The organism is Xanthomonas arboricola pv. juglandis (assembly GCF_001013475.1).
GTDB classification, from domain to species: Bacteria; Pseudomonadota; Gammaproteobacteria; order Xanthomonadales; family Xanthomonadaceae; genus Xanthomonas; species Xanthomonas arboricola.
In genome coordinates, this window is record NZ_JZEF01000002.1 from 550,865 (window position 1) to 570,921 (window position 20,057).

The window sequence follows — 20,057 nt, forward strand, 5'->3', positions numbered from 1 at the left end:
GGCCGCTTCGCTTCATAGCAACACGGTCCACCTCTTGCTCACCTCAACATGCAGCAGACCTTCTAAAATGCCGGCTCGTGACAGCCGCCGCTCCAGGGAGGATGCGATGCGACACCTGCATATCACGCTCGGTTCGATCGAGCGCACACCGCGCGCACTGACCTGCGCCGGTGGTACACGATGACCGCCGTACCGGTCGTCGACCAGGGCCCGGTGGGCCCGGACCACCCCGAGCATCCGGACCACTATCTGTTCGCGCAGATCCGCGAAGCGGTGGCCGCGCTCGATGCCGAGTTGAACAAACCCACCGACGAGGCCAGTGTCCGCATGGCCGCGCGCCTGCTGCCGCTGGCCAAGCAACATGGCTTCGACCAGGTGGATTACGTGGTGCTCAGCCGGCATGTCGGCGAGGTGGGCGAGAACGTGTTTCTGGTGCGTGGCGAGCTGGCCGACCCGGCGCATCTGCGTGCGCACATCACCACCCAGGAAGCGATGGAGACCTCGGTGGAGGCATCGATGGCGCAACTGGACGAGATCAATCGGCGGCTGATGCTGCGCCTGCCGCCGCGCTGAGTCGCAGCGGAAAGTTACGGGCGCAAGCACTGCGCCCGCAGCCGGGCGCATTGGCTATCATTGTGCCGATGCGCTCCGACTACATCCTCACCCTGTCCTGCCCCGACCGCACCGGCATCGTCTATCGCGTGACCGGGCTGCTGTTCGATCTGGCCTGCAACATCCTCGACGCACAGCAGTTCGGCGACGACGAAAGTGGCCGCTTCTTCCTGCGCGTGCACTTCGACAAACCGCCGGGCACCGACATTGCCGGGCTGGAACGCCGCTTTGCGCAGCTGGCCGATGAATTCCAGATGGACTGGCAGCTGCACGATGCGCGCCGCCGCGCGCGGCTGCTGGTGCTGGTGAGCAAGCAGGGGCATTGCCTCAACGATCTGCTGTTCCGCATGCATAGCCGGCAATTGCCGGTGGATATCGCGGCGGTGGTGTCCAACCACGCCGACTTCGCGCCGCTGGCCGCCTCCTATGGCATCGCCTTCCACCATCTGCCGGTGAGCGCCGACACGCGCGCCGCGCAGGAAGCGCAGTTGCTTGCGCTGGTCGAGGCGCTGCAGATCGATCTGGTGGTGCTGGCGCGCTACATGCAGATTCTTTCGCCCGCGTTGTGCCGCGCATTGGCGGGGCGGGCGATCAATATCCATCACAGCTTCCTGCCCAGCTTCAAGGGCGCGCAGCCGTATCACCAGGCGCACGCACGCGGGGTCAAGATCATCGGTGCCACTGCGCATTACGTCACCGAAGATCTGGACGAAGGCCCGATCATCGAACAGGACGTGGCGCGCGTGGATCACGCGATGACGCCGCGCGATCTGGTGCGGCTGGGCAGCGATACCGAATCGCTGGTGCTTGCGCGTGCGGTGCGTCGCCATGTCGAGCACCGCATCGTGCTCAATGGCCATCGCACGGTGGTGTTTCGCTAGCACCGTTGCATATCCCCACGGACGGTTGCAGCACGCGCAATGGAGTCGTGGTCGGGCCAGGTCCGGCCAGCGAGCGCGCGGGACTGGTGCCACCGTTGCACTCTCCTTGCCGCTTCCTTCTGGAATTGTTTGCATGTCGCTAATCCCCGGCTCCAGCGCTCGCGCGCAACAGCACGCCACCCGCGCGGCGTTCTTCATTCCCGGCTTTGCTGCCGCGGTCTGGGCGGTGCTGGTGCCATTCGCCAAGGCCAGGACCGGCGTGGACGATGGCGCGCTTGGCCTGATCCTGCTGTGCCTGGGAGCAGGCTCGTTCCTGGCGATGCCGCTGGCCGGCGCCGTCTCGGCGCGCTTCGGTTTCCGTGCGGTCATGGCGGTGACGTCGGCGCTGATCTGCCTCAGCCTGCCGTTGCTGGCGGTGGTCGCCGATCCGTGGTTGCTGGGCGCGGTGCTGTTCGTGTTCGGCGCCGGCGTGGGCGCCATGGATTGCGCGATGAACATGCAGGCGGTGGTGGTCGAGCGCGATGCCGGGCGCGCGATGATGTCGGGATTCCATGCGTTTTTCAGCATCGGCGGTTTCGTCGGTGCCGGCGCGATGACCTTGCTGCTGTCGGCGCAGCTCTCCCCGTCGAGCGCGGCAGTTGCCGGAGTGATCGCCATGCTGCTTGTCGCCGCGCTGGCGGTACGCCACTGGCGGACCGAGCGCGTGGCGCAACAGGGGCCGTTGCTCGCGCTGCCCAGGGGCATCGTGTTGTTCATCGGCATCCTGGCGTTTGTGGTCTTCCTGGCCGAAGGCACCATTCTGGACTGGAGCTCGGTGTTCCTGGCCGATGTGCACCAGGTCGCCCCGAGCACCGCCGGCGTGGGCTATGTGGTGTTTGCATTGACCATGACGGTGACGCGCCTGCTGGGCGATGCGGTGGTGGAGCGCCTGGGGCGCATCCGCTCGATCGTGGTGGGCGCGCTGCTGGCCAGCGCGGGCTTCTGCGTGCTCACGCTGGTGAGCCCATGGCAGGCCTCGTTGGCCGGTTACGTATTGGTCGGCCTGGGCTGCGCCAATATCGTGCCGGCCCTGTTCTCGTTGGCCGGCAACCAGACGCGCATGCCGGAAAGCATTGCCATCACTGCGGTCACCACACTGGGCTATGCCGGCATCCTGGCCGGGCCGGCGCTGATCGGTTTCGCCGCGCATGGCATCGGCCTGGTCGGCGCCTTGCTCGCTGTTGCGGTGCTGATGGTGGGCGTGGCGATGTCGACGCGTTGGTTGAAGGTGTGAGTGTTGGGGATCGCGCCTGTGGTTGCTGGAGTGTCGGGAGTGCGTTGCGCGCAGGCACGCTCCTACGAGGGGAGGATATTGATTACGCTTCGGTGGCTAGATACTCGAAGCGATAGCCCACGCCGTACACCGAGCGCACCCATTCTTCGCCGCCCACCTCGGCCAGCTTGCGGCGCAGGTTCTTGATGTGGCTGTCCACAGTGCGATCGGTGACGATGCGGTGGTCCACATACACGTGGTCCATCAACTGTTCGCGCGAATAGACGCGCCCCGGCGCTGCGCACAGCGTGCGCAGCAGGCGGAATTCGACCTGGGTCAGGTCCAGGTCGCGCCCGGCCACGCTGGCGCGGCAGGCGGCCTCATCGATCAGCAATCCATGCGTGGGCACCGCGTTGGGATCGTGCCGGTGGCGGCGCAGCACCGCACGCACCCGTGCAATCACCTCGCGCGGGCTGAACGGCTTGCAGATGTAGTCGTCGGCACCGATCTCCAGCCCGAGCAGGCGGTCGATCTCTTCGGCGCGCGCCGTCACCATGATCACCGGCACCGCGCCGAGGCTGCGCAGCTCGCGGCAGATCTCCATGCCATCGCGATTGGGCAGCATCAGGTCCAGCAGGACCAGATCCGGCGACTGCGCGCGAAACGCGGCAATCGCCTGCGCACCATCGGCCACCCAATGATGCGAATAGCCGGCCGCATGCAGATACTCGCCCAGCACCGCGGCCAGGCGCGGTTCGTCTTCGACGATCAGCACGTGCGCGTGCGGTGCTGCGGTGGTGGCGGTGTCGTCCATCAGGCCTCCAGGGTCGGCAGCCGCAGCGTCACGCGCAGGCCGCCCAGGGGCGAAGCGGTGGCGTGGATCTCGCCGTCGTGCGCGCCGACGATATTGCGGCAGATCGCCAGGCCCAGCCCGCTGCCGCCGCTGGCGCGATTGCGCGAGCCTTCCACGCGATAGAAGCGCTCGAACAGGCGATCGAGCTTGTCTGCCGGCACGCCGGGCGCGCTGTCTTCGATCACGATCTCCACCAGGTGCGCGCGCCGTGCGCACTGCACCCGCAACTGGCCGCCGGCATCGGTGTAGCGCAAGGCATTTTCCAGCAGGTTGGACAGCAGCTGCTGCAGCCGACGCTCGTCGCCGTCGACATGCAGCGGCGCAGTGATGCCGTGGGCCTGCAGCGTAAGCCCGGCTGCGGCAATGCGCGTGTGCATGCCGGCCAACGTGGACTGCAGCACCACGCTCAGATCGATCGGCGCGCGCCGGTAGGCCAGCGCGCCGACATCGGTGAGCGACAGGTCGTAGAGATCCTCGATCAGCTTGCCGAGCTGGCCGACTTCCTGGTGCAACGAGGTCAGCGATTCGCGCGTCATCGGCCGGATGCCGTCCTGCAGCGCTTCCAGCTCGGCGCGCAGCACCGCCAGCGGCGTGCGCAACTCGTGCGAGACATCGGCCATGAAATCGCGACGCGCGCGTTCGTTGTTGTCCAGTGCCTGCGCCAACTGGTTGAAGTCGCGCGCGAGCTGGTCGAGCTCATCGCGCATACGCGCCTCCAGTCGCGTGCCGTAGTCGCCGGCCGCCAGGCGATGGATTGCCGCGGTCAGGCTGCGCACGCGCCGCAGCAAGGTGCGCGACAGCAGCCAGCCGAACAGCGCGGCCACCACGATGGACGCCGCGCCGACAGTCCACCACAGACGTTGCTGGGCCTGGTAGAAGCGCGCGTCGTTGGCGGTCAGCACCTTCTCGAAGGGCAGCATGCCCATCCAGCCCACCGTCTGCCCGTTCACCACCACTGGGCGCAGCGTGTCGGTGCGGCTGACGTCGGGGTTGCCGATGATCACCCGGTAGTCGCGATCCAGCAGCGCGAAACGAAACACCGCGCCGGTCTGATCGGAGATCGGTGGTGCGCGTGGCGGCAGGTTCTGCGGCAGCTCCGGGCGCATCAGCACGAACCAGGCATCGGGATTGTCGCGGATGAAGTTCCAGTCGCCGTGCTTGGCGTAGTCGGCCTGCACGCGCGGCAATACTTCCAGCATCCGCTCGATGCCCTGCTCGCTGAGATAGTCGAGAAACTGCTTCCTGAGCAACAGCTGCCCGGCCAGGCCATTGATCAGCAGCACTGCAATGCAGGCGGTGAGGATGGCGAGGAAGAGTTTGGCGGTGATTCCGAGTTTCATCGAGGCTGGGACAACCTTGTTGCGAATGAGGTCAGGCACGCAGGTGCGCTTGCTGCAGGCATGGCAGGTTGCAGCAGCGGCGACTGCAGCTGCCGATGCAGTGCGTGTCGTGCACAACCGTATTGGGACTTCATTAAACCCCGAAAGCAAGCGCCTGCTGTCTGCCGATGCAAATCTTCAAATTTGCTCCATATTCGCAGCGTAGCGTGCGCATCCTCCGATCACTCCCGAGTGCGCCGTATGCGTTGCGTTGCTTCCTTCCGTTCTGCCGTGGTGCCGCGTCAGTGGCTGCTGGCCGCCATGATCTCCGTCGCGCTGGCGGCGTGTTCGCCTGCGCAAGCGCCGCAGCAGCGGCAAGTGGAAGTGGGCGTGCAACGCGTGGACGTGCAGCGCCTGGCGCTGGACCAGACGCTGCCCGGGCGCACCGTGGCCTATCAAAGCGCGCAGGTGCGCCCGCAAGTGGGCGGCATCCTGCGCAAGCGGCTGTTTACCGAAGGCGAGCAGGTGCAGGCCGGGCAGGTGCTGTACCAGATCGAGCCGGCGCCGTTCCAGGCCGCGTACGCGTCCGCGCAAGGCGAGCTGGCGCAGGCCGAAGCGGCGGTGCTGTCGGCCAGGCCCAAGGCGCAGCGGTATCAGACGCTGGTCAAGCTGGATGCGGTCAGCCAGCAGGACGGCGACGACGCCACCGCCACCTTGCGCCAGAACGAAGCCGCAGTCACCGCGGCCAGGGCGGCGTTGCAGACCGCAAAGCTCAATCTGGATTTCACCCGCATCACCGCGCCGATCAGCGGCCGTATCGGCACTTCGAGCTTCACCCCGGGTGCGCTGGTCACCGCCGACCAGACCGATGTGCTCACCACCATCAATCAGCTCGATCCGATCTATGTGGATGTCAGCCAGTCCAGCGCGCAGCTGCTGCAGCTGCGGCGCAAGCTCGATGCCGGCCAGCTCAAGGCCGTCGATGGCAAGGCCGAGGTCAAACTGTTGCTGGAAGACGGCACTGCCTACGCGCGCACCGGCACGCTGGAAGTGGTGGATACCGCGGTGGATGCCACCACCGGCACGGTGAAACTGCGTGCGGTGATTCCGAACCCTGACCATCTGCTGCTGCCCGGCATGTACGTCAAGGCGGTGCTGTCGATGGCGGTCAACGAGCAGGCGATCCTGGTGCCGCAACAGGCCGTCACCCGCAACAGCAAGGGCGAGGCGGTGGCGATGGTGGTCGGCGCCGATGGCAAGGTGGCGCAGCGCGTGCTCAAGACCGGCGATGCGGTAGGCGATCGCTGGGTGGTCAGCGAAGGCCTGTCTGCGGGCGAGAGCGTGATCGTGCAGGGCCTGCAGAAGATCCAGGTCGGCATGCCGGTGAAGGCGCACGAGGTGAGCGCCACCACAGCTACCCCAGCGGCAGCGCCGAATGCAGCTGCTGCAGTCGCACCGGGCGCACCCGCTGCCGCTGCGCGTGCGGCCACGTCGACGCCTGCAGCGCCGGCCAGCGCCACGCCCAAGGCCGACTGAGGAACTCCCATGGCTCGTTTCTTCATCGACCGCCCCATCTTTGCGTGGGTCATCGCCATCGTCATCACGCTGGCCGGCGCGATCTCGATCTTCTCGCTGCCGCTGGAGCAATACCCGGACATCGCACCGCCCTCGGTGACGGTCAGTGCGACCTATACCGGCGCCTCCGCAGAGACCGTGCAGAACTCGGTCACCCAGATCCTCGAACAGCAGATGACAGGCCTGGACAATCTGCTCTACATGTCCTCCAGCAGCAGCTCGGCGGGCACTGCGCAACTCACGCTGACCTTCGAGTCCGGCACCGACCCGGATACCGCGCAGGTGCAGGTGCAGAACAAGGTGTCGCAAGGCGAGGCGCTGCTGCCCGACGAGGTCAAGACCAACGGCGTGACCGTCACCAAGTCGGCCAGCGGCAGCATGTTCATGGTGCTGGCCTTCACTTCCGAAGACGGCAGCATGGACAGCACCGACATCGGCGACTACATGGTGTCCTCGTTGCAGGACCCGATCAGCCGCCTCAACGGCATCGGCAGCGTCAACGTGTTCGGTGCCGAGTACGCGATGCGGGTGTGGCTGGATCCGGAGAAACTGCACACCTACGCATTGATGCCCTCGGATGTCAGCAGCGCGATCGCCGCGCAGAACGCCGATGTCTCGTCGGGCGCGCTGGGTGCATTGCCGGCGCTGCAGGGCCAGCAGTTGAATGCCACGGTGACCTCGCGCAGCAAGCTGCGCACACCGGCGCAGTTCGAGAACATCGTGCTCAAGTCCGACGCCGGCGGCGCCACCGTGTACCTGCGCGATGTCGCGCGGGTGGAGCTGGGCTCGGAATCCTACGGCTCCAGTTCCAAGTTCAACGGCAAGGCCGCCTCGGGCATGGGCCTGCAGCTGGCGACCGGCGCCAATGCGCTGGACGCGGCCAAGCTGGTGGAAGCCAAGCTGGATGCGCTCAAGCCGTATTTTCCGGCTGGCCTGAAGTACGAGGTCGCCTACGACACCACGCCGTTCGTGCGTATCTCCATCGAGGAAGTGGTCAAGACCCTGATCGAAGCGATCGTGCTGGTGGTCGTGGTGATGTACCTGTTCCTGCAGAACTGGCGTGCCACGCTGGTACCGGTGATCGCGGTGCCGGTGGTGCTGATGGGCACCTTCGGGGTGTTGTCGCTGCTGGGCTTTTCGATCAACACGCTGACCATGTTTGCGATGGTGCTGGCGATCGGCCTGCTGGTGGACGATGCCATCGTGGTGGTGGAAAACGTCGAGCGGCTGATGGCCGAGCAGGGCATGTCGCCGCGCGAGGCCACGCACACCTCGATGGGCCAGATCACCGGCGCCCTGGTCGGCATCGCGCTGGTGCTCACCGCGGTGTTTCTGCCGATGGCCTTCTTCGGCGGCGCCACCGGCGAGATCTATCGGCAGTTCTCGGTGACCATTGCCGCGGCGATGATCCTGTCGCTGGTGGTCGCGCTGACCCTGAGTCCGGCGCTGTGCGCCACCTTGCTCAAGCCCATCGACAAGGGCGGCCATGTCTCGCGCAAGGGCGTGCTGGGCAAATTCTTCACCTGGTTCAACACCCGCTTCGATCGCGGCACCGAACGCTACGGGCGCGGTGTGGAGCGCATCGTCAGCCATCGCAAGCTCGGCTCGCTGGTCTACGCGCTGTTGCTGGTGGTGCTTGGTCTGCTGTTCTGGCGGTTGCCCAGCGCGTTCCTGCCCGAGGAAGACCAGGGCATGCTGATGGTGATGTTCAGCGCGCCGGCCGGCGCCACCCAGCAACGCACCCAGCAGTCGATCGACCAGGCCACCGCGTTCATCCTCAAGCAACCGGAAGTGCAGGGCATCATGACCATCTCCGGCTTCAGCCTGGCCGGCAGCAGCCAGAACTCGGGCATGGGCTTTATCCGCCTCAAGGACTGGGCCGACCGCGAGGGCTCGGCGCAGGAGGTGGCCCAGCGCATCACCGGCGCGATGATGATGACGCTGCCCGACGCGCAGGTGTTTGCGTTGACGCCGCCGGCCATCAACGGGCTGGGCACCAGTTCCGGTTTCACCCTGCAGTTGCAGGATGCCGCCGGCAACGGCCACGAGGCGCTGGTGGAAGCACGCAAGCAATTGCTGCAGCTGGCCAACGGCAATCAGAACCTGACGGCGGTGCGCTTCAACGGCCTGGACGATGCGCCGACCTACCGCGTGCAGATCGACGATGCCAAGGCCGGCGCGCTGGGCGTGGCCGCAGCCGACATCAACACCACGCTCTCCACCGTGATGGGCGGGCGTTACGTCAACGACTTCCTCAACAACAACCGGGTCAAGCGCGTGTACGTGCAGGGCGAAGCGTCCGCACGCATGCTGCCCGGCGATATCGACCGCTGGTACGTGCGCAACAGCGACGCCGCCATGGTGCCGTTCTCGGCGTTCGCCAGCAGCGCCTGGGCGTATGCGCCGCAGGTGTTGACCCGCTTCAACGGCAGCGAATCGATGGAGATCACCGGCAGCGCTGCATCCGGCATCAGTTCGGGCGATGCGATGACCGCGGTCGCCGGTGAAGTGGACGGCATGGGCAAGGGCGTGGGCTACGCCTGGTCGGGCATGTCGTATCAGGAACAGGCCGCCGGCACCCAGACCTGGATGTTGTATGCGGTATCGCTGGTGTTCGTGTTCCTGTGCCTGGCCGCGTTGTACGAGAGCTGGTCGATCCCGATCTCGGTGATGCTGGCGGTGCCGGTGGGCATCGTCGGCGCGCTGCTGGCGACCTGGATGCGCGGGCTGTCCAACGACATCTACTTCCAGGTCGGCCTGCTGGCAACGATGGGCCTGGCCGCCAAGAACGGCATCCTGATCGTGGAGTTCGCCAAGGAGCTGGAAGAGAAAGGCCAGCCCTTGATCGAGGCCACCCTGCACGCCGCACGCATGCGCCTGCGCCCGATCCTGATGACCTCGCTGGCCTTCATGCTCGGCGTGCTGCCGATGGTGATCAGCAGCGGCGCAGGCTCCGGCGGACGCCATTCGCTGGGCACCGGCGTGCTCGGCGGCACGCTGGCCTCCACCGTACTGGGCATCTTCTTCGTGCCGTTGTTCTACGTGATGGTGCGCAGCCTGTTTCCCGGCAAGGCTGTCGCGCACTCCCCCGTCGTTTCCACCTCCGAGGTAACGCCATGATGCGCACGACATCCCTCAGCCTGGCGGTGGCCTGTGCCATCGCATTGAGCGGCTGCGTCAGCATGGCGCCGCAATATGCGCGCCCGGATGCACCGGTGCCCGGTGTGGTCGGCGACACCGGCAGCCCGCTCCATGGCGACAGTGCCGATGGCCGCACTACCGCTGCGGCTGGGCTGGACTGGCGGCAGGTGCTGGTCGATGCGCGCCTGCAAAAGGTGGTCGTACTGGCGCTGGACAACAACCGTGACCTGCGTGTGGCCGTGCTCAATATCGAGCAGGCACGTGCACAGTACCGCATCCAGCGTGCGGACCTGTTTCCCGCGGTGGACGCCACCGTCTCGCACACGGCGCAACGTGCCGCGGCCGCGACCAGTTTCACCGGCGCGCCGCAGATCATCCGCAGCGCCACCGGGCAGGTGGGCATCAGCAGCTGGGAGCTGGACCTGTTCGGGCGCATCCGCAGCCTCAAGAACGAAGCGCTGGAGACCTATCTGGCCAGCGAGCAGACCCAGCGCAGCACCCGCCTGAGCCTGGTGGCCGAAGTGGCCAGCGACTGGCTCACCGTGGCCGCCGATCAGCAGCGGCTGGCACTTGCCCAGCAGACCCTGGAGAGCCAGCGCAAGACGCTGCGCCTGACCGAATTGCAGCACGACAACGGCATCGTCTCCGGGCTGGATCTGGCGCAGATCCAGACCAGCGTGGAAAGCGCGCGCGCCGATGTGGCCAGCTTCACCACCCAGTTGGCGCAGTCGCGCAATGCGCTGAACCTGGTCGTTGGCACGTCGGTACCGGCGGCGTTGTTGCCGGCTGCCGATGCGATCGAGAGTGGCGTGGCATTGGCACCGTTGCCGGCGCAGCTGGAATCGCGCGTGCTGTTGCAGCGCCCGGACGTAGTGTCGGCCGAGCACACGCTCAAGGCCGCCAACGCCGACATCGGCGCAGCGCGTGCGGCGTTTTTCCCCACCATCTCGCTGACCGGCAATGTCGGGCGCGGCAGCGATGCCTTGTCCAGCCTGTTCGATGGCGACCACACCTGGTCGTTCACGCCCAGCGTGAGCCTGCCGATCTTCCGCGCCGGCGCCTTGAAGGCCGAACTGGATGTGGCCAAGCTGCAGAAGGACATCACCATCGCCCAATACGAACTGGCGATCCAGACCGCCTTCAGCGAAGTGGCCGACGCGCTGGCCGAGCGCACCCAGCTGGACGAACGCATGGACGCGCAGCGCGCCCTGGTGGATGCGGCACAACGCGGTTTTACCCTGTCGGATGCGCGCTACCGCAATGGCGTGGACAGTTATCTGGTGGCACTGGACGCGCAGCGTTCGCTCTACAGCGCACAACAGACCTTGATCAGCCTGCGGCTGACCGAAGCAAGCAACCGGGTGACCTTGTACAAGGTGCTCGGCGGCGGCGCCGATGCGCAACCGCAACCGCTGGCGCAACAGTAGCCCTGCATCGATGCGCGAGCGCAAGCGCATCCGCCAGATCCTCAATGGCAGTGACAGTGCCCGATCAAAAGAAGTTGATCAAACCGCACCTCATCGGGCAGCGCGTAGCTTGCTGCTCGCACTCATGCACCGACCATCCCGACTGGTCCTTGCCGCTCACCGTCGCGGGATCTTACGCGGCGACCGACCCAAGAACGCACTCTGCGGCATGACATCGGCTGCTTATGCCCAATACCTAGCCAACACCGATATCATCACCCCCAGGCTCTAAACTCGGTCGCTACTCAGGGCGGGGAGGCGTCTTGCCCACCAGAACGTGTGCCGTCGCTCAAATCCGATCAGGACCTCTGGGGTAACTGCGGAACAAGTCCTGCTCGAACTGCGACATCAGATAAGGTCGCACAAACGCCGACCGGGTGAGGTCCCGCAACTGTTCTTCATGTTGGGCGATGGCTTCGACATCACAGAGTGTCGGGTAATGATGCAACAGCCGATAGCCTCCTGGCGCACGGACTTGGGCGCGGCTTGGTTGCCGGCGAGTTCCTTGAGAAACGCTCCGGCTTGCAGCAGGTTGCGAGTGCGCTCGTCAGGTAGGGTCATGCGACTGCTAGCCAAGGCTAAGGAAGTCTTAGGTGTAGCGCTTAGTTCCGCTCGCGTGACACTTCCAGCGTGTAGCTGCAGGCGCGGTACTTACACCACATCGCCTGGTCACCGGATGGCCTCGGAGGTAGCCGCGCGCCGAGATCACGTCAAGCCGCAGAAGGTCTGGGCTTTGGCCAAGAAGCTGGAGCTGTCGTAACGGAACATCCCGGCATGACGCCACGACGATCTTATCCCCAAGCCCTAACAAAATGCCGCGTTTTCCGTGCCCTGCCGCTGCACGATTTGCGCGATACAGACGGAATGAACGATCCTCCCTGGGATACTCGGCGCCGGCACGGCCTTGGTGTTCCGGTCCGCCAATCCATCCTCAGCGCAATCGCGTGAGATGAGTCACTTGCGCATCAAAGAAGGCTACGTCCTCGTCCACCAAGCGCCTCCAACTGATCTTGCCACCGAGTGTCGCTTCTAACGACGCAAGGGGATCTTGACCAAAACCCTGCTCTTCGAGTGATCGATAACGCACCTGAAACGTTGGGTCGTTCAGCTGGCTTAGCTCGAAGAGCTTGACGGCGACCAACCCTGCGTACAGGTAGTTCGTCAGATACATCGGATCTTGATAGAACAGGCGCTTTGTCGCCCAAGTATTAGCCAATTCAGGATGGAGCTGAGTTCGCTGCTCATATCTGCTTAGCACGCGCATAGTCACCTTCGAGAGATCGGCAGCGCTTTTCAGGGTGTTCGTAGCGAACCCGTCATAGATGTCACGCTCAAGCTGTGCTTCTTCTGCTGAGGTAAAGAGTTGAAGGGCCATGTCGTCGATCAACGACCGAAGATAGAACTCCCGCGCTTCCGGTGTCTCAGCCTCCTTGGCGAGTTTTTCTCTTAGAAGCAGTTCGTCCAAGATGGCGAAGGCTTCTGATACGCCCAGGGTTCCGTAGACACTCAAGACCCTCGTTGCGCGTAGCGCCGTTCAAACTCTACAGGGGACAAGTCGCCAGTTGAACCGTGGCGGCGGTTGGGGTTGTAGAACATCTCGATGTAGTCGAATACCTCGGCGCGAGCGGCGTCCTTGGTGGGATAGGTCCGCCGCCTGATCCGCTCGCGTTTGAGCAGGCCGAAGAAGCTCTCCACGGGTGCGTTGTCGTGGCAGTTGCCACGCCGACTCATGCTGCACACCAAGCCATGGGACGCCAGGAAACTGCGCCAGTCATCGCTGGTGTAGACAGACCCTTGGTCCGAATGAACCAAGCAACCAGCGTTGGGTTTGCGCCGCCACACCGCAGACAACAAGGCCTGCACGACCAACTCGGTGTCGGCCCGATCGCGCATCGCCCAGCCGACGACCTGCCTGGAAAACAGATCGATCACAACAGCCAAATACATCCAGCCTTCATGCGTGCGGATGAAGGTGAAATCACTCGCCCAGGCCGTGTCCGGCTCCGTCACGTCGAACTGTCGGTCAAGCAGGTTGGCAGCCGCCTTGCACTGCATCCCTCCATGGAAGCGCGGTTTGCGACCATAGCCCACCTGGGCACGCAGTCCCTCGGTGCGCATCAGCCGATGCACCCGATGGCGACTACAACGCTCACCTAGATCGCGCAGATCCGTGGTGATCTTGCGATGCCCATAAACACTGCCGCTGGCCAGCCAGTGGTGCTTGATTAGTCCAAGCAAGCGATCATCTTCCTTGGCGCGCTCACTGTCGGGCGAGCGTAACCAGGCGTAATAACCCGCCCGGTTGACCCGCAACACCCGGCACATCACACACACCCTGAATTCCCCGCAGTGGGCTTGCATGAAGGCGTACTTTGCCTTTACCCCTTGGCAAAGTACGCGGCGGCCTTTTTTAGGATGTCGCGCTCCTCGGTCACTCGACGCAACTCTGCCTTTAGCCGCCGAACCTCGGCGCTCTGGTCCACCTCGGCGCGCTGCACTACGCCAGGCTTGCCGAACGTGCGCAGCCAGGCGTACAGGCTGTGCGTGGTGACACCCAGCCGCTCGGCGACTTCTGCCACCTTGAACCCACGATCAGTCACTTGCCGGACCGCCTCGATCTTGAACTCATCCGTATACCGCTTGCTGCTCATAGACACCTCCGAATCGACCATTTTCCATGGCCATGAGATGTCTAGGAAACCCTGGGCGTATCACCCGCCACCTGATGTAAAGCCAGTTGAAAGGGTCAATCAAACCTTTTGCTGCGCAGCGCACAGCAGCGCCCTGAACAGCATGGCGCACTTCATCTCAGAGGTAAAACTCGGCCTTTTCCAAAAGCGCCACGACGCTTGCCAGAAAAGAAACGGGAAGGTGCTTGGAAAGAGCTAGCATTTGGCTCTCCAGTGTCGCCCTCGAGCTACTGGTCGCAAGAGCTGACAAGGCATTTTGCTCTCCACCTGTCAACCAGTCGATGGTGACGTCCAAAGCCAGACTGAGTGAGTGCAGATGTTGGAGATTGGGGGTAAAGCCATCATCCCTCTCCCAATGACCAATCGTTGCTCGATTAACACCTAGCAACTTCGAAAGCTCTGTTTGGGATAGCCCTCGATCATTTCGCGCTTTCCGGATGCGTGCTGCGATCAGATTGGTCACGTGGCCACCTCCTTGTGCGGTTCGTTGCCTTATCTATATGACAAAAAGTCACTTGGACGCAAGTTGCGTGTCCAGGGAGCTTCTGTCGAGTGCATGCTAGGGCATGAAGCTTGGTCAGAGTCGCATAATTCAAGCTGACTACCTTTTTGCGAGCTGGCTAGCTTTTGGCGCGAACCGTTCGGTAATCCCCCATTTATAGCAGTGGCCAAAAGTGGAGCTATGCGGCCATGGCCAACTTTGCCATGGCAGCAATCGGTATGAGCGCCAGTGCATTGCGCTATTGCCCGCGCGAAGACCGCAATGGCGAACTGCGCGATCGCATTGTTGCGCTGGCGCATCGTCATCGCCGCTGTGGCGTAGGGATGATCTATCTCGAGCTGCGACAGGAAGTGCGCATCGTGAACTACGAGCGTGTAGAGCAGCTGTACCGCGAGCAGTAGCTGCAAATCCGCCGCCGCAAGCGCGAGAAAGTGCCGGTGGGCGAGCATCAGCCGCTATTGCGGCCAGCGCAGCCAACCAGGTGTGGTCAATGGACTTCGTGTTCGACCGCACTGCCGAACGGGCGGGTGATCAAGTGTCTGGTGATCGTGGGCGACGCGACACATGAAGCGCTCGCCATCGACGTGGAGCGCGGGATCCCCAGGCACGGGTAACTCGCGTGCTGGATCGGTTGGCACACAGTCGCGGTTTGCCGAAGGTGATCTGCACTGACAACGGCAAGGAATTTTGCGGCAGGGCTATGGTCGCCTGGGCGTGGCGTGCAGTTACGACTGATCCAACCGCGCAAGCCGAACCAGAACGTCTACGTCGACAAACCCGAAGATCATTCGCTCTAAGAACCAACGTACCCACACCGTTGAATCACCTCTCAAGGCAATCAAGATTCGGTGAACGTAGGAGTTGTGTTGGCCGCCAACACGCTACGTGTTCCTACGCATGCTGCGATGGCCGACGCAGACGCCGGCCATCGCATTGCACATTGCTAGAACCGCATCACTTCGCCGCGTTGGCGTTCATCACTGCATTGCGGCTGGCATCCAGATACTGCGCGGGGTCGCGCATGCCGGTGGTGTGGCATTGCCCGGAGGTGTGGCCGCGATTCACACCGCCCGGCAGCTGCGCGTTGACCTGCTCTACGGTGCCGTCTTCCGGGTCGTTCAGTACCAGGTCCGAGGCCGCGTTGCAGTAGTCGTTGGTGTACCAGTTGGTCTTGGCGAACGAGGTCGTGTAGTAGTTGACCTTGGCGCGCGCATCGGCCGGAATACCGGCCAACCAGGCTTTGGCGCCGTCGTAGGTCATGTCGGTATTGGTGCCGCAACCCACGCCGAACCACGAGCCCACCGCCGCTAGAATGCCGGACAGATTGGTGCCCTGGTACGGCGTGCCGACCGACTGCATCACCCGCCCACCTGTAGCGTTATCCAGCCCGCTCCAGTAGTAGGTATACAGATGCAGCGCGGCCATGCCGCCCTGGCTGTGCGCCACCGTCGCGAACGAGGACCACTGACTGGCGAACTGCGCCAACCGCTGTGCGAACTGGTCGTTGCTGCGGTTCTGTTTGGCATCAAGGAACGAGGACGCATTGGTGAACTGCGCCTGCGGCCACACGCCGTTGGAGCAATAGCCGTGCACCAGCACCAGTTGCGACCCCGCGGCCTGCGGCTGCGCCATCGCACTGGCGCGGGCCAGCGTCGTCGGACGCGGCCCCATGCGCATGCTCTCGTCGATCGCGGCGGCAGAGCGCGCAATGCTGGCGCGGCGCAACGTGGGCAGCTGCAACGGCAGCGTGTCGGCCTGTACCAGCGGGATGTAATGGTCCGGGTCTTCGATGCGCAGCCCGCGCAGCGTAAACGGCGCACGCGCACCGGCACGCGCGACCCAGCGTTCGTCCAGGCTCAGCGGCAGCTGGCCTTGCTGCGGCGTCAGCATGCCGCCGATCCACGCCACCGGCACGTCCTTGCCCTTGGCATCGGTGCCCCAGACCTGGCCAAACACGCGGTAATGCGATGGTGCCTTGCCGCGCGCGGCGACCGGCAAGGCAATGTTGAGCCGGGTGCCGTCGGCAGCGCGTGCGCTGAGCGCGTTGCCGAGCAGACGCAGGGAGGTATCCAGCACCGGCAACACATGCTCGCTGGTGCGCACGAACGGCTGCCCGGCCTGGTCGCGACCGCGCACGATCACCTGTGCGATCCAGGTACCTTCGGCTGTCGGTTGGAACGTGCCGCCATACACGCCATCGCCGGCAGCGCCATCGTCATGCTGTCCGTCATCGGCCATCGGCAGCGTGCGGATGCCGCCTTGCGGGTCGATCACACGCAGGCTCGCTGTCTCGATCTGCCCCGCCTGCGCGGTCAGCAAGCTCGCGCCGGCTGCATCGTTGCCGCTGAGCAACGAGTTGAGCGTCAGCGACTGGCCGACCTGCTGCCGACGATGGCGCGGGTACGAGGCCAGCTGCGTACGCGCATCGCCCTCCATCAGCACATACCCGCGTTGCGCCACCGGCGTCGACGATTGCAGCGTCAGCGCCCAGTTGCCGTTCTGCGCGGATTCCACCGCGTAACGCATGCCGCTGGTGCCGCTCTCGGCGCTGCCCAGCAGTGTGCGTTGTGCCTGCATTTGCGGTGTAACAGCAGCGGCACGTGCGCCGGCAACACGTGGTGCAGTCACCGCCGCCTCCCACGGCTGATCGCCGGCCAGCACCATGAAACGCAGATGGCCGTTTTCCATCGGCAATGTGCCTTGCCAGCGTGCGGACTTGCCGGCCGGCGTCAACTCCACCGGCAGCAAGGCGCTCTTGGACAGGATCGCCGACTCGGCCGGATCGGGTGCGCGCATCTGCGCGAACTCCTCCGGTGGGCCAGCCAGTTGTTTGGGCTGCAGCTCGGCCGCGGCAAGCGGCGTGGAGACCAGCGACAAGGTGCACAGCAAGGACAACAGCGACGGCTTCGGCATGGCGACATCTCTCCTTGAACGTTGCAGAAGCGATGCCGCCGCGCATGGCAACGGCATCGGATGCAGCGCCCCCTCGCCGCGATTCGCCGATGGTTATACCGCGCGCTTGTGACAGGTCTGCTGTGCGCTGCAGCACCTCACGCACAGTAAACAAACCGCCAGAACTAAAAAGTACAGACTGTGATCTGGGTCTTGAACATGGCGAGGCCTGCAACGCATTGCTTGCTACAACGCACAGGTCTGCGGTCGATCTGCAGCGCCGAATTCGGCGCGCCTCAGTCCGCCTAAACGCGCGCGGAGCGGGAGCGGTACTGCTCCACCCACGCGACAGTCTGTGCGATGCCGCCAAACGGATAGAAGTGCATGCGGACCTCGCCGTGCGCATCAGTCAGGCCAGTGGCCAGCCGTTCCACAAAACGATCCGGCCCTGCGGTGCCCAACAGCTTGCCGAGCGAGATGCCGTACTTTGACAGCATCGATGCGCATGCGCTGACACCGCAGCTGGCGGCATAGCGTGCGAGCACCGCCACGCCGGCAGGACCGGGTACGCCCACACGCACGGGATATGCAATGCCGTGCGCGCGCAGCGCCTGCAACCACCTCAGCACGATGTCGGCATCGAACGCGAACTGGGTGACGATCAGCGGCGCCATGCCGCGCTCGGCGATGCTGCGACACTTGCGTTGCAGCACCTCCCATCGATCGGCTGCAGGCATGCTCGGATGCCCTTCCGGATGCCCCGCCACGGCGATGGTCCGGATGCCGGAGCGCTCAAAGACCCCGGTATCGAGCAGCGACAAGCTGTCCGGAAACGGTCCGAGTGGAGCAGGCGGATCGCCCGCAATCACCAAACAGCGCTCGACGCCGGCGTCATCGACGGCGCGGCTGACAAAGGCATGCAGCTGCTCGCGCGAGGCGATACGGCGCGCGGACAGGTGCGGCATCGGCTGAAAGCCCAGTGTGCGCACCATCCGTGCCGCGGCCAGCCGCGCATCGTCGTCCTGGTTGGGCAGGTAGGGGATGGCAATGGTTGCGCCACGCATGATCCGGGGCGCCGCTGCAGCCAGCCCGGCAATGTGCTTTGCGCTGACCTCCAGCGAATAGGCCTCGGTGATGGTGCTGGCGAGGCTGGGCGTGTCCGGATCGATCAAGGGTGTTGCCGTCCTGTGGTGGTGAGTGGCTGCGCCGCTGCGTCAGCCCCGATCGAGCGGGCAGGGGCCAGGGAGAACGTTGAAGTCCCGGCGGCGTCATGGCCCGGCCGGCACTCAATCGTCCTGTTCCGCATCGCCGTAGAATTTCACGCCCAGTTGTATGCGACCGCGCCCGCTTTCCACGCGGTGCCGATTGGTGTCGCGCAGCGAGTAGACGCAGCCGCAGTATTCCTGCTGGTAGAAGTTCTCGCGCTTGCTGATCTCGACCATGCGCGAGGAACCGCCGCCCTTGCGCCAGTTGTATTCCCAGTACATCAGGCCGGGATACCTGGCCGCTGCGCGTACGCCGCAGTCGTTGATCTGCTGCATGTTCTTCCAGCGCGAGATGCCCAGGGAGCTGGTGATCACCGGAAAGCCGTGCTCGTGCGCATACAGCGCGGTGCGTTCAAAGCGCATGTCGAAGCACATGGTGCAACGCACGCCGCGTTCGGGTTCGTTCTCCATCCCGCGGGCCCGCGCGAACCAGTTGTCCCGATCGTAGTCGGCATCGACGAAGGGCACGCCGCACTGCTCGGCAAAGCGGATGTTCTCGTCCTTGCGCAGCTCGTACTCCTTGCGCGGATGAATGTTGGGGTTGTAGAAGAAGATGGTGTAGTCGACGCCGGACGCCAGCATGGCCTCCATCACCTCGCCGGAACACGGCGCGCAGCAGGAATGCAGCAACACCTTGTCGTGGCCGGCAGGCAGTGGGAGTGGCGCGCGGGTTGCGGTGGTATCCATCAGTGGGCTCCGGATGTCGTGGCGGTGCCATTGGCAGGTTGGCGGGCCAGTTCGATGAAGGCGCGCAGGTAGTCGACGGCGATATCGGCCTCACGTGCGCCCAGGAAGATCTGCTTGGGGATGCCGCGCGCACCCAGCCGCACCGGCACCACGTCCATCCTGGCGGCGTATTCCTCCACCAGCCAGCGTGGCATGGCGGCCACGCCGCGGCCACTGGCCACCATCTGCATCATGATATCGGTGGTTTCGATGGCCTTGTGGCGCCTGGGCGTGACACCGGCCGGCAGCAGGAACTGGCTGTAGATGTCCAGGCGCTCGAGGTCCACCGGATAGCTGATGAGCACCTCGCGTGTGAGCTGCTGGGGCTTGACGTAGGCGGCCGACGCCAGCGCATGGCCCTTGGCCACGACCAGCACCTGCTCGTAGTCGAACACCGGCTCGAACCGCAGCCCGGGCTTGTACAGCGGGTCGGGCGTGACCAGCAGATCGATCTCGTAGCCGAACAGCGCGCCGATACCGCCGAACTGGAACTTCTGCTTGACGTCCACATCTACATCCGGCCAGGTGGCCAGATAGGGCGCCACCAGCTTGAGCAGCCACTGGTAGCAGGGATGGCATTCCATGCCGATGCGCAGCGCGCCGCGTTCGCCCTGCGCGAACTGGCCCAGGCGCTCCTCGGCCAGGTCCAGCTGCGGCAGTACCCGGTTCGCCACCGCCAGCAGGTACTGGCCAGCCTGGGTCAGGCGCAGGTTGCGTCCCTCGCGTAGCCACACGTCGGTGCCTAGCTGTTGCTCCAGCTTCTTCATGCTGTGGCTCAGCGCCGACTGGGTCAGGTTCAGCACGCCGGCAGCGGCGGTCAGCGAGCCCTGCTGCTCGACCTGCTGGACGATGGTGAGATGGATGCGCTCAAGCATTCAGATGA

16 protein-coding genes and 1 pseudogene are annotated in these 20,057 nt (G+C 64.6%); 7 read left to right on the forward strand and 10 right to left on the reverse strand.

The annotated features are described in order from the left end of the window. Positions 1–180: 180 nt before the first annotated feature. The 3 genes from XARJCFBP2528_RS07765 to XARJCFBP2528_RS07775 all read left to right on the forward strand — a co-directional run bounded on the left by XARJCFBP2528_RS07765 (position 181) and on the right by XARJCFBP2528_RS07775 (position 2,766). Complete coding sequence (locus XARJCFBP2528_RS07765) at positions 181–573, forward strand: XVIPCD domain-containing protein (RefSeq protein ID WP_016901471.1); 393 nt, start codon at positions 181–183, stop codon at positions 571–573. Positions 574–641: 68 nt separating this feature from the next. Then, positions 642–1,493, forward strand: coding sequence for a formyltetrahydrofolate deformylase (gene purU, locus XARJCFBP2528_RS07770; RefSeq protein WP_016901474.1), 852 nt, complete (start codon positions 642–644; stop codon positions 1,491–1,493). A 133-nt stretch (positions 1,494–1,626) separates the two neighbouring features. Next, on the forward strand, positions 1,627–2,766 hold the full coding sequence (locus XARJCFBP2528_RS07775) for an MFS transporter (RefSeq protein WP_039813943.1): 1,140 nt from the start codon (positions 1,627–1,629) through the stop codon (positions 2,764–2,766). Positions 2,767–2,848: 82 nt separating this feature from the next. On the opposite strand, the gene XARJCFBP2528_RS07780 is transcribed toward XARJCFBP2528_RS07775, so the two are convergent. Continuing rightward, positions 2,849–3,559, reverse strand: coding sequence for a response regulator (locus XARJCFBP2528_RS07780; protein ID WP_047124562.1), 711 nt, complete (start codon positions 3,557–3,559; stop codon positions 2,849–2,851). Beyond that, complete coding sequence (gene baeS / locus XARJCFBP2528_RS07785) at positions 3,559–4,938, reverse strand: sensor histidine kinase efflux regulator BaeS (protein WP_016901481.1); 1,380 nt, start codon at positions 4,936–4,938, stop codon at positions 3,559–3,561. The genes XARJCFBP2528_RS07780 and baeS overlap by 1 nt, the downstream gene beginning before the upstream one ends. Before the next feature lie 240 nt (positions 4,939–5,178). On the opposite strand from baeS, the gene XARJCFBP2528_RS07790 reads away from it, so the two are divergent. The 3 genes from XARJCFBP2528_RS07790 to XARJCFBP2528_RS07800 are packed head-to-tail and all read left to right on the forward strand — an operon-like array spanning position 5,179 to position 11,060. After that, positions 5,179–6,453, forward strand: a complete 1,275-nt coding sequence (locus tag XARJCFBP2528_RS07790) for an efflux RND transporter periplasmic adaptor subunit (RefSeq protein WP_047124563.1) — start codon at positions 5,179–5,181, stop codon at positions 6,451–6,453. 9 nt (positions 6,454–6,462) lie between these two features. Continuing rightward, positions 6,463–9,612 (forward strand): efflux RND transporter permease subunit, encoded by a 3,150-nt coding sequence (locus XARJCFBP2528_RS07795; RefSeq protein WP_047124564.1) that lies wholly within the window; start codon positions 6,463–6,465, stop codon positions 9,610–9,612. Then, the gene (locus XARJCFBP2528_RS07800; RefSeq protein ID WP_026064097.1) at positions 9,612–11,060 is read left to right on the forward strand and encodes an efflux transporter outer membrane subunit; all 1,449 of its coding nucleotides are present in this window, start codon (positions 9,612–9,614) and stop codon (positions 11,058–11,060) included. The genes XARJCFBP2528_RS07795 and XARJCFBP2528_RS07800 overlap by 1 nt, the downstream gene beginning before the upstream one ends. Before the next feature lie 387 nt (positions 11,061–11,447). Here the strand turns inward: XARJCFBP2528_RS07800 and XARJCFBP2528_RS24420 are convergent, their stop codons facing one another. The 4 genes from XARJCFBP2528_RS24420 to XARJCFBP2528_RS22215 all read right to left on the reverse strand — a co-directional run bounded on the left by XARJCFBP2528_RS24420 (position 11,448) and on the right by XARJCFBP2528_RS22215 (position 14,252). Beyond that, positions 11,448–11,660, reverse strand: a complete 213-nt coding sequence (locus XARJCFBP2528_RS24420; protein ID WP_289882732.1) for a BPSL0761 family protein — start codon at positions 11,658–11,660, stop codon at positions 11,448–11,450. A gap of 370 nt (positions 11,661–12,030) precedes the next feature. Continuing rightward, on the reverse strand, positions 12,031–12,609 hold the full coding sequence (locus tag XARJCFBP2528_RS07805) for a gluzincin family metallopeptidase (protein WP_047124565.1): 579 nt from the start codon (positions 12,607–12,609) through the stop codon (positions 12,031–12,033). Continuing rightward, a protein-coding gene (locus XARJCFBP2528_RS07810; RefSeq protein ID WP_102596353.1) for an IS3 family transposase occupies positions 12,606–13,750 on the reverse strand; the annotation gives its coding sequence in 2 pieces (ribosomal slippage) (positions 12,606–13,513 and positions 13,513–13,750; 1,146 coding nt in all). Before XARJCFBP2528_RS07810 ends, XARJCFBP2528_RS07805 begins: the two co-directional genes overlap by 4 nt. Before the next feature lie 157 nt (positions 13,751–13,907). Further along, positions 13,908–14,252, reverse strand: coding sequence for a helix-turn-helix domain-containing protein (locus XARJCFBP2528_RS22215; RefSeq protein ID WP_026064830.1), 345 nt, complete (start codon positions 14,250–14,252; stop codon positions 13,908–13,910). A 239-nt stretch (positions 14,253–14,491) separates the two neighbouring features. On the opposite strand from XARJCFBP2528_RS22215, the pseudogene XARJCFBP2528_RS07825 reads away from it, so the two are divergent. Beyond that, positions 14,492–15,064: pseudogene (locus XARJCFBP2528_RS07825) on the forward strand (DDE-type integrase/transposase/recombinase); the annotation flags it as partial. A gap of 181 nt (positions 15,065–15,245) precedes the next feature. On the opposite strand, the gene XARJCFBP2528_RS07830 reads toward XARJCFBP2528_RS07825, so the two are convergent. The 4 genes from XARJCFBP2528_RS07830 to XARJCFBP2528_RS07845 form a co-directional block, all read right to left on the reverse strand. Further along, positions 15,246–17,204: a choice-of-anchor X domain-containing protein gene (locus tag XARJCFBP2528_RS07830; protein ID WP_016904551.1), complete on the reverse strand. Its 1,959-nt coding sequence runs from the start codon at positions 17,202–17,204 to the stop codon at positions 15,246–15,248. A gap of 284 nt (positions 17,205–17,488) precedes the next feature. Further along, on the reverse strand, positions 17,489–18,355 hold the full coding sequence (locus XARJCFBP2528_RS07835; RefSeq protein ID WP_016904550.1) for a methylenetetrahydrofolate reductase: 867 nt from the start codon (positions 18,353–18,355) through the stop codon (positions 17,489–17,491). Positions 18,356–18,469: 114 nt separating this feature from the next. After that, entirely contained in the window at positions 18,470–19,135 is a 666-nt protein-coding gene (locus XARJCFBP2528_RS07840) for an epoxyqueuosine reductase QueH (RefSeq protein WP_016904549.1), read from the reverse strand. Next, on the reverse strand, positions 19,135–20,049 hold the full coding sequence (locus XARJCFBP2528_RS07845; protein ID WP_039513234.1) for a LysR family transcriptional regulator: 915 nt from the start codon (positions 20,047–20,049) through the stop codon (positions 19,135–19,137). Before XARJCFBP2528_RS07845 ends, XARJCFBP2528_RS07840 begins: the two co-directional genes overlap by 1 nt. Positions 20,050–20,057: the final 8 nt, after the last annotated feature.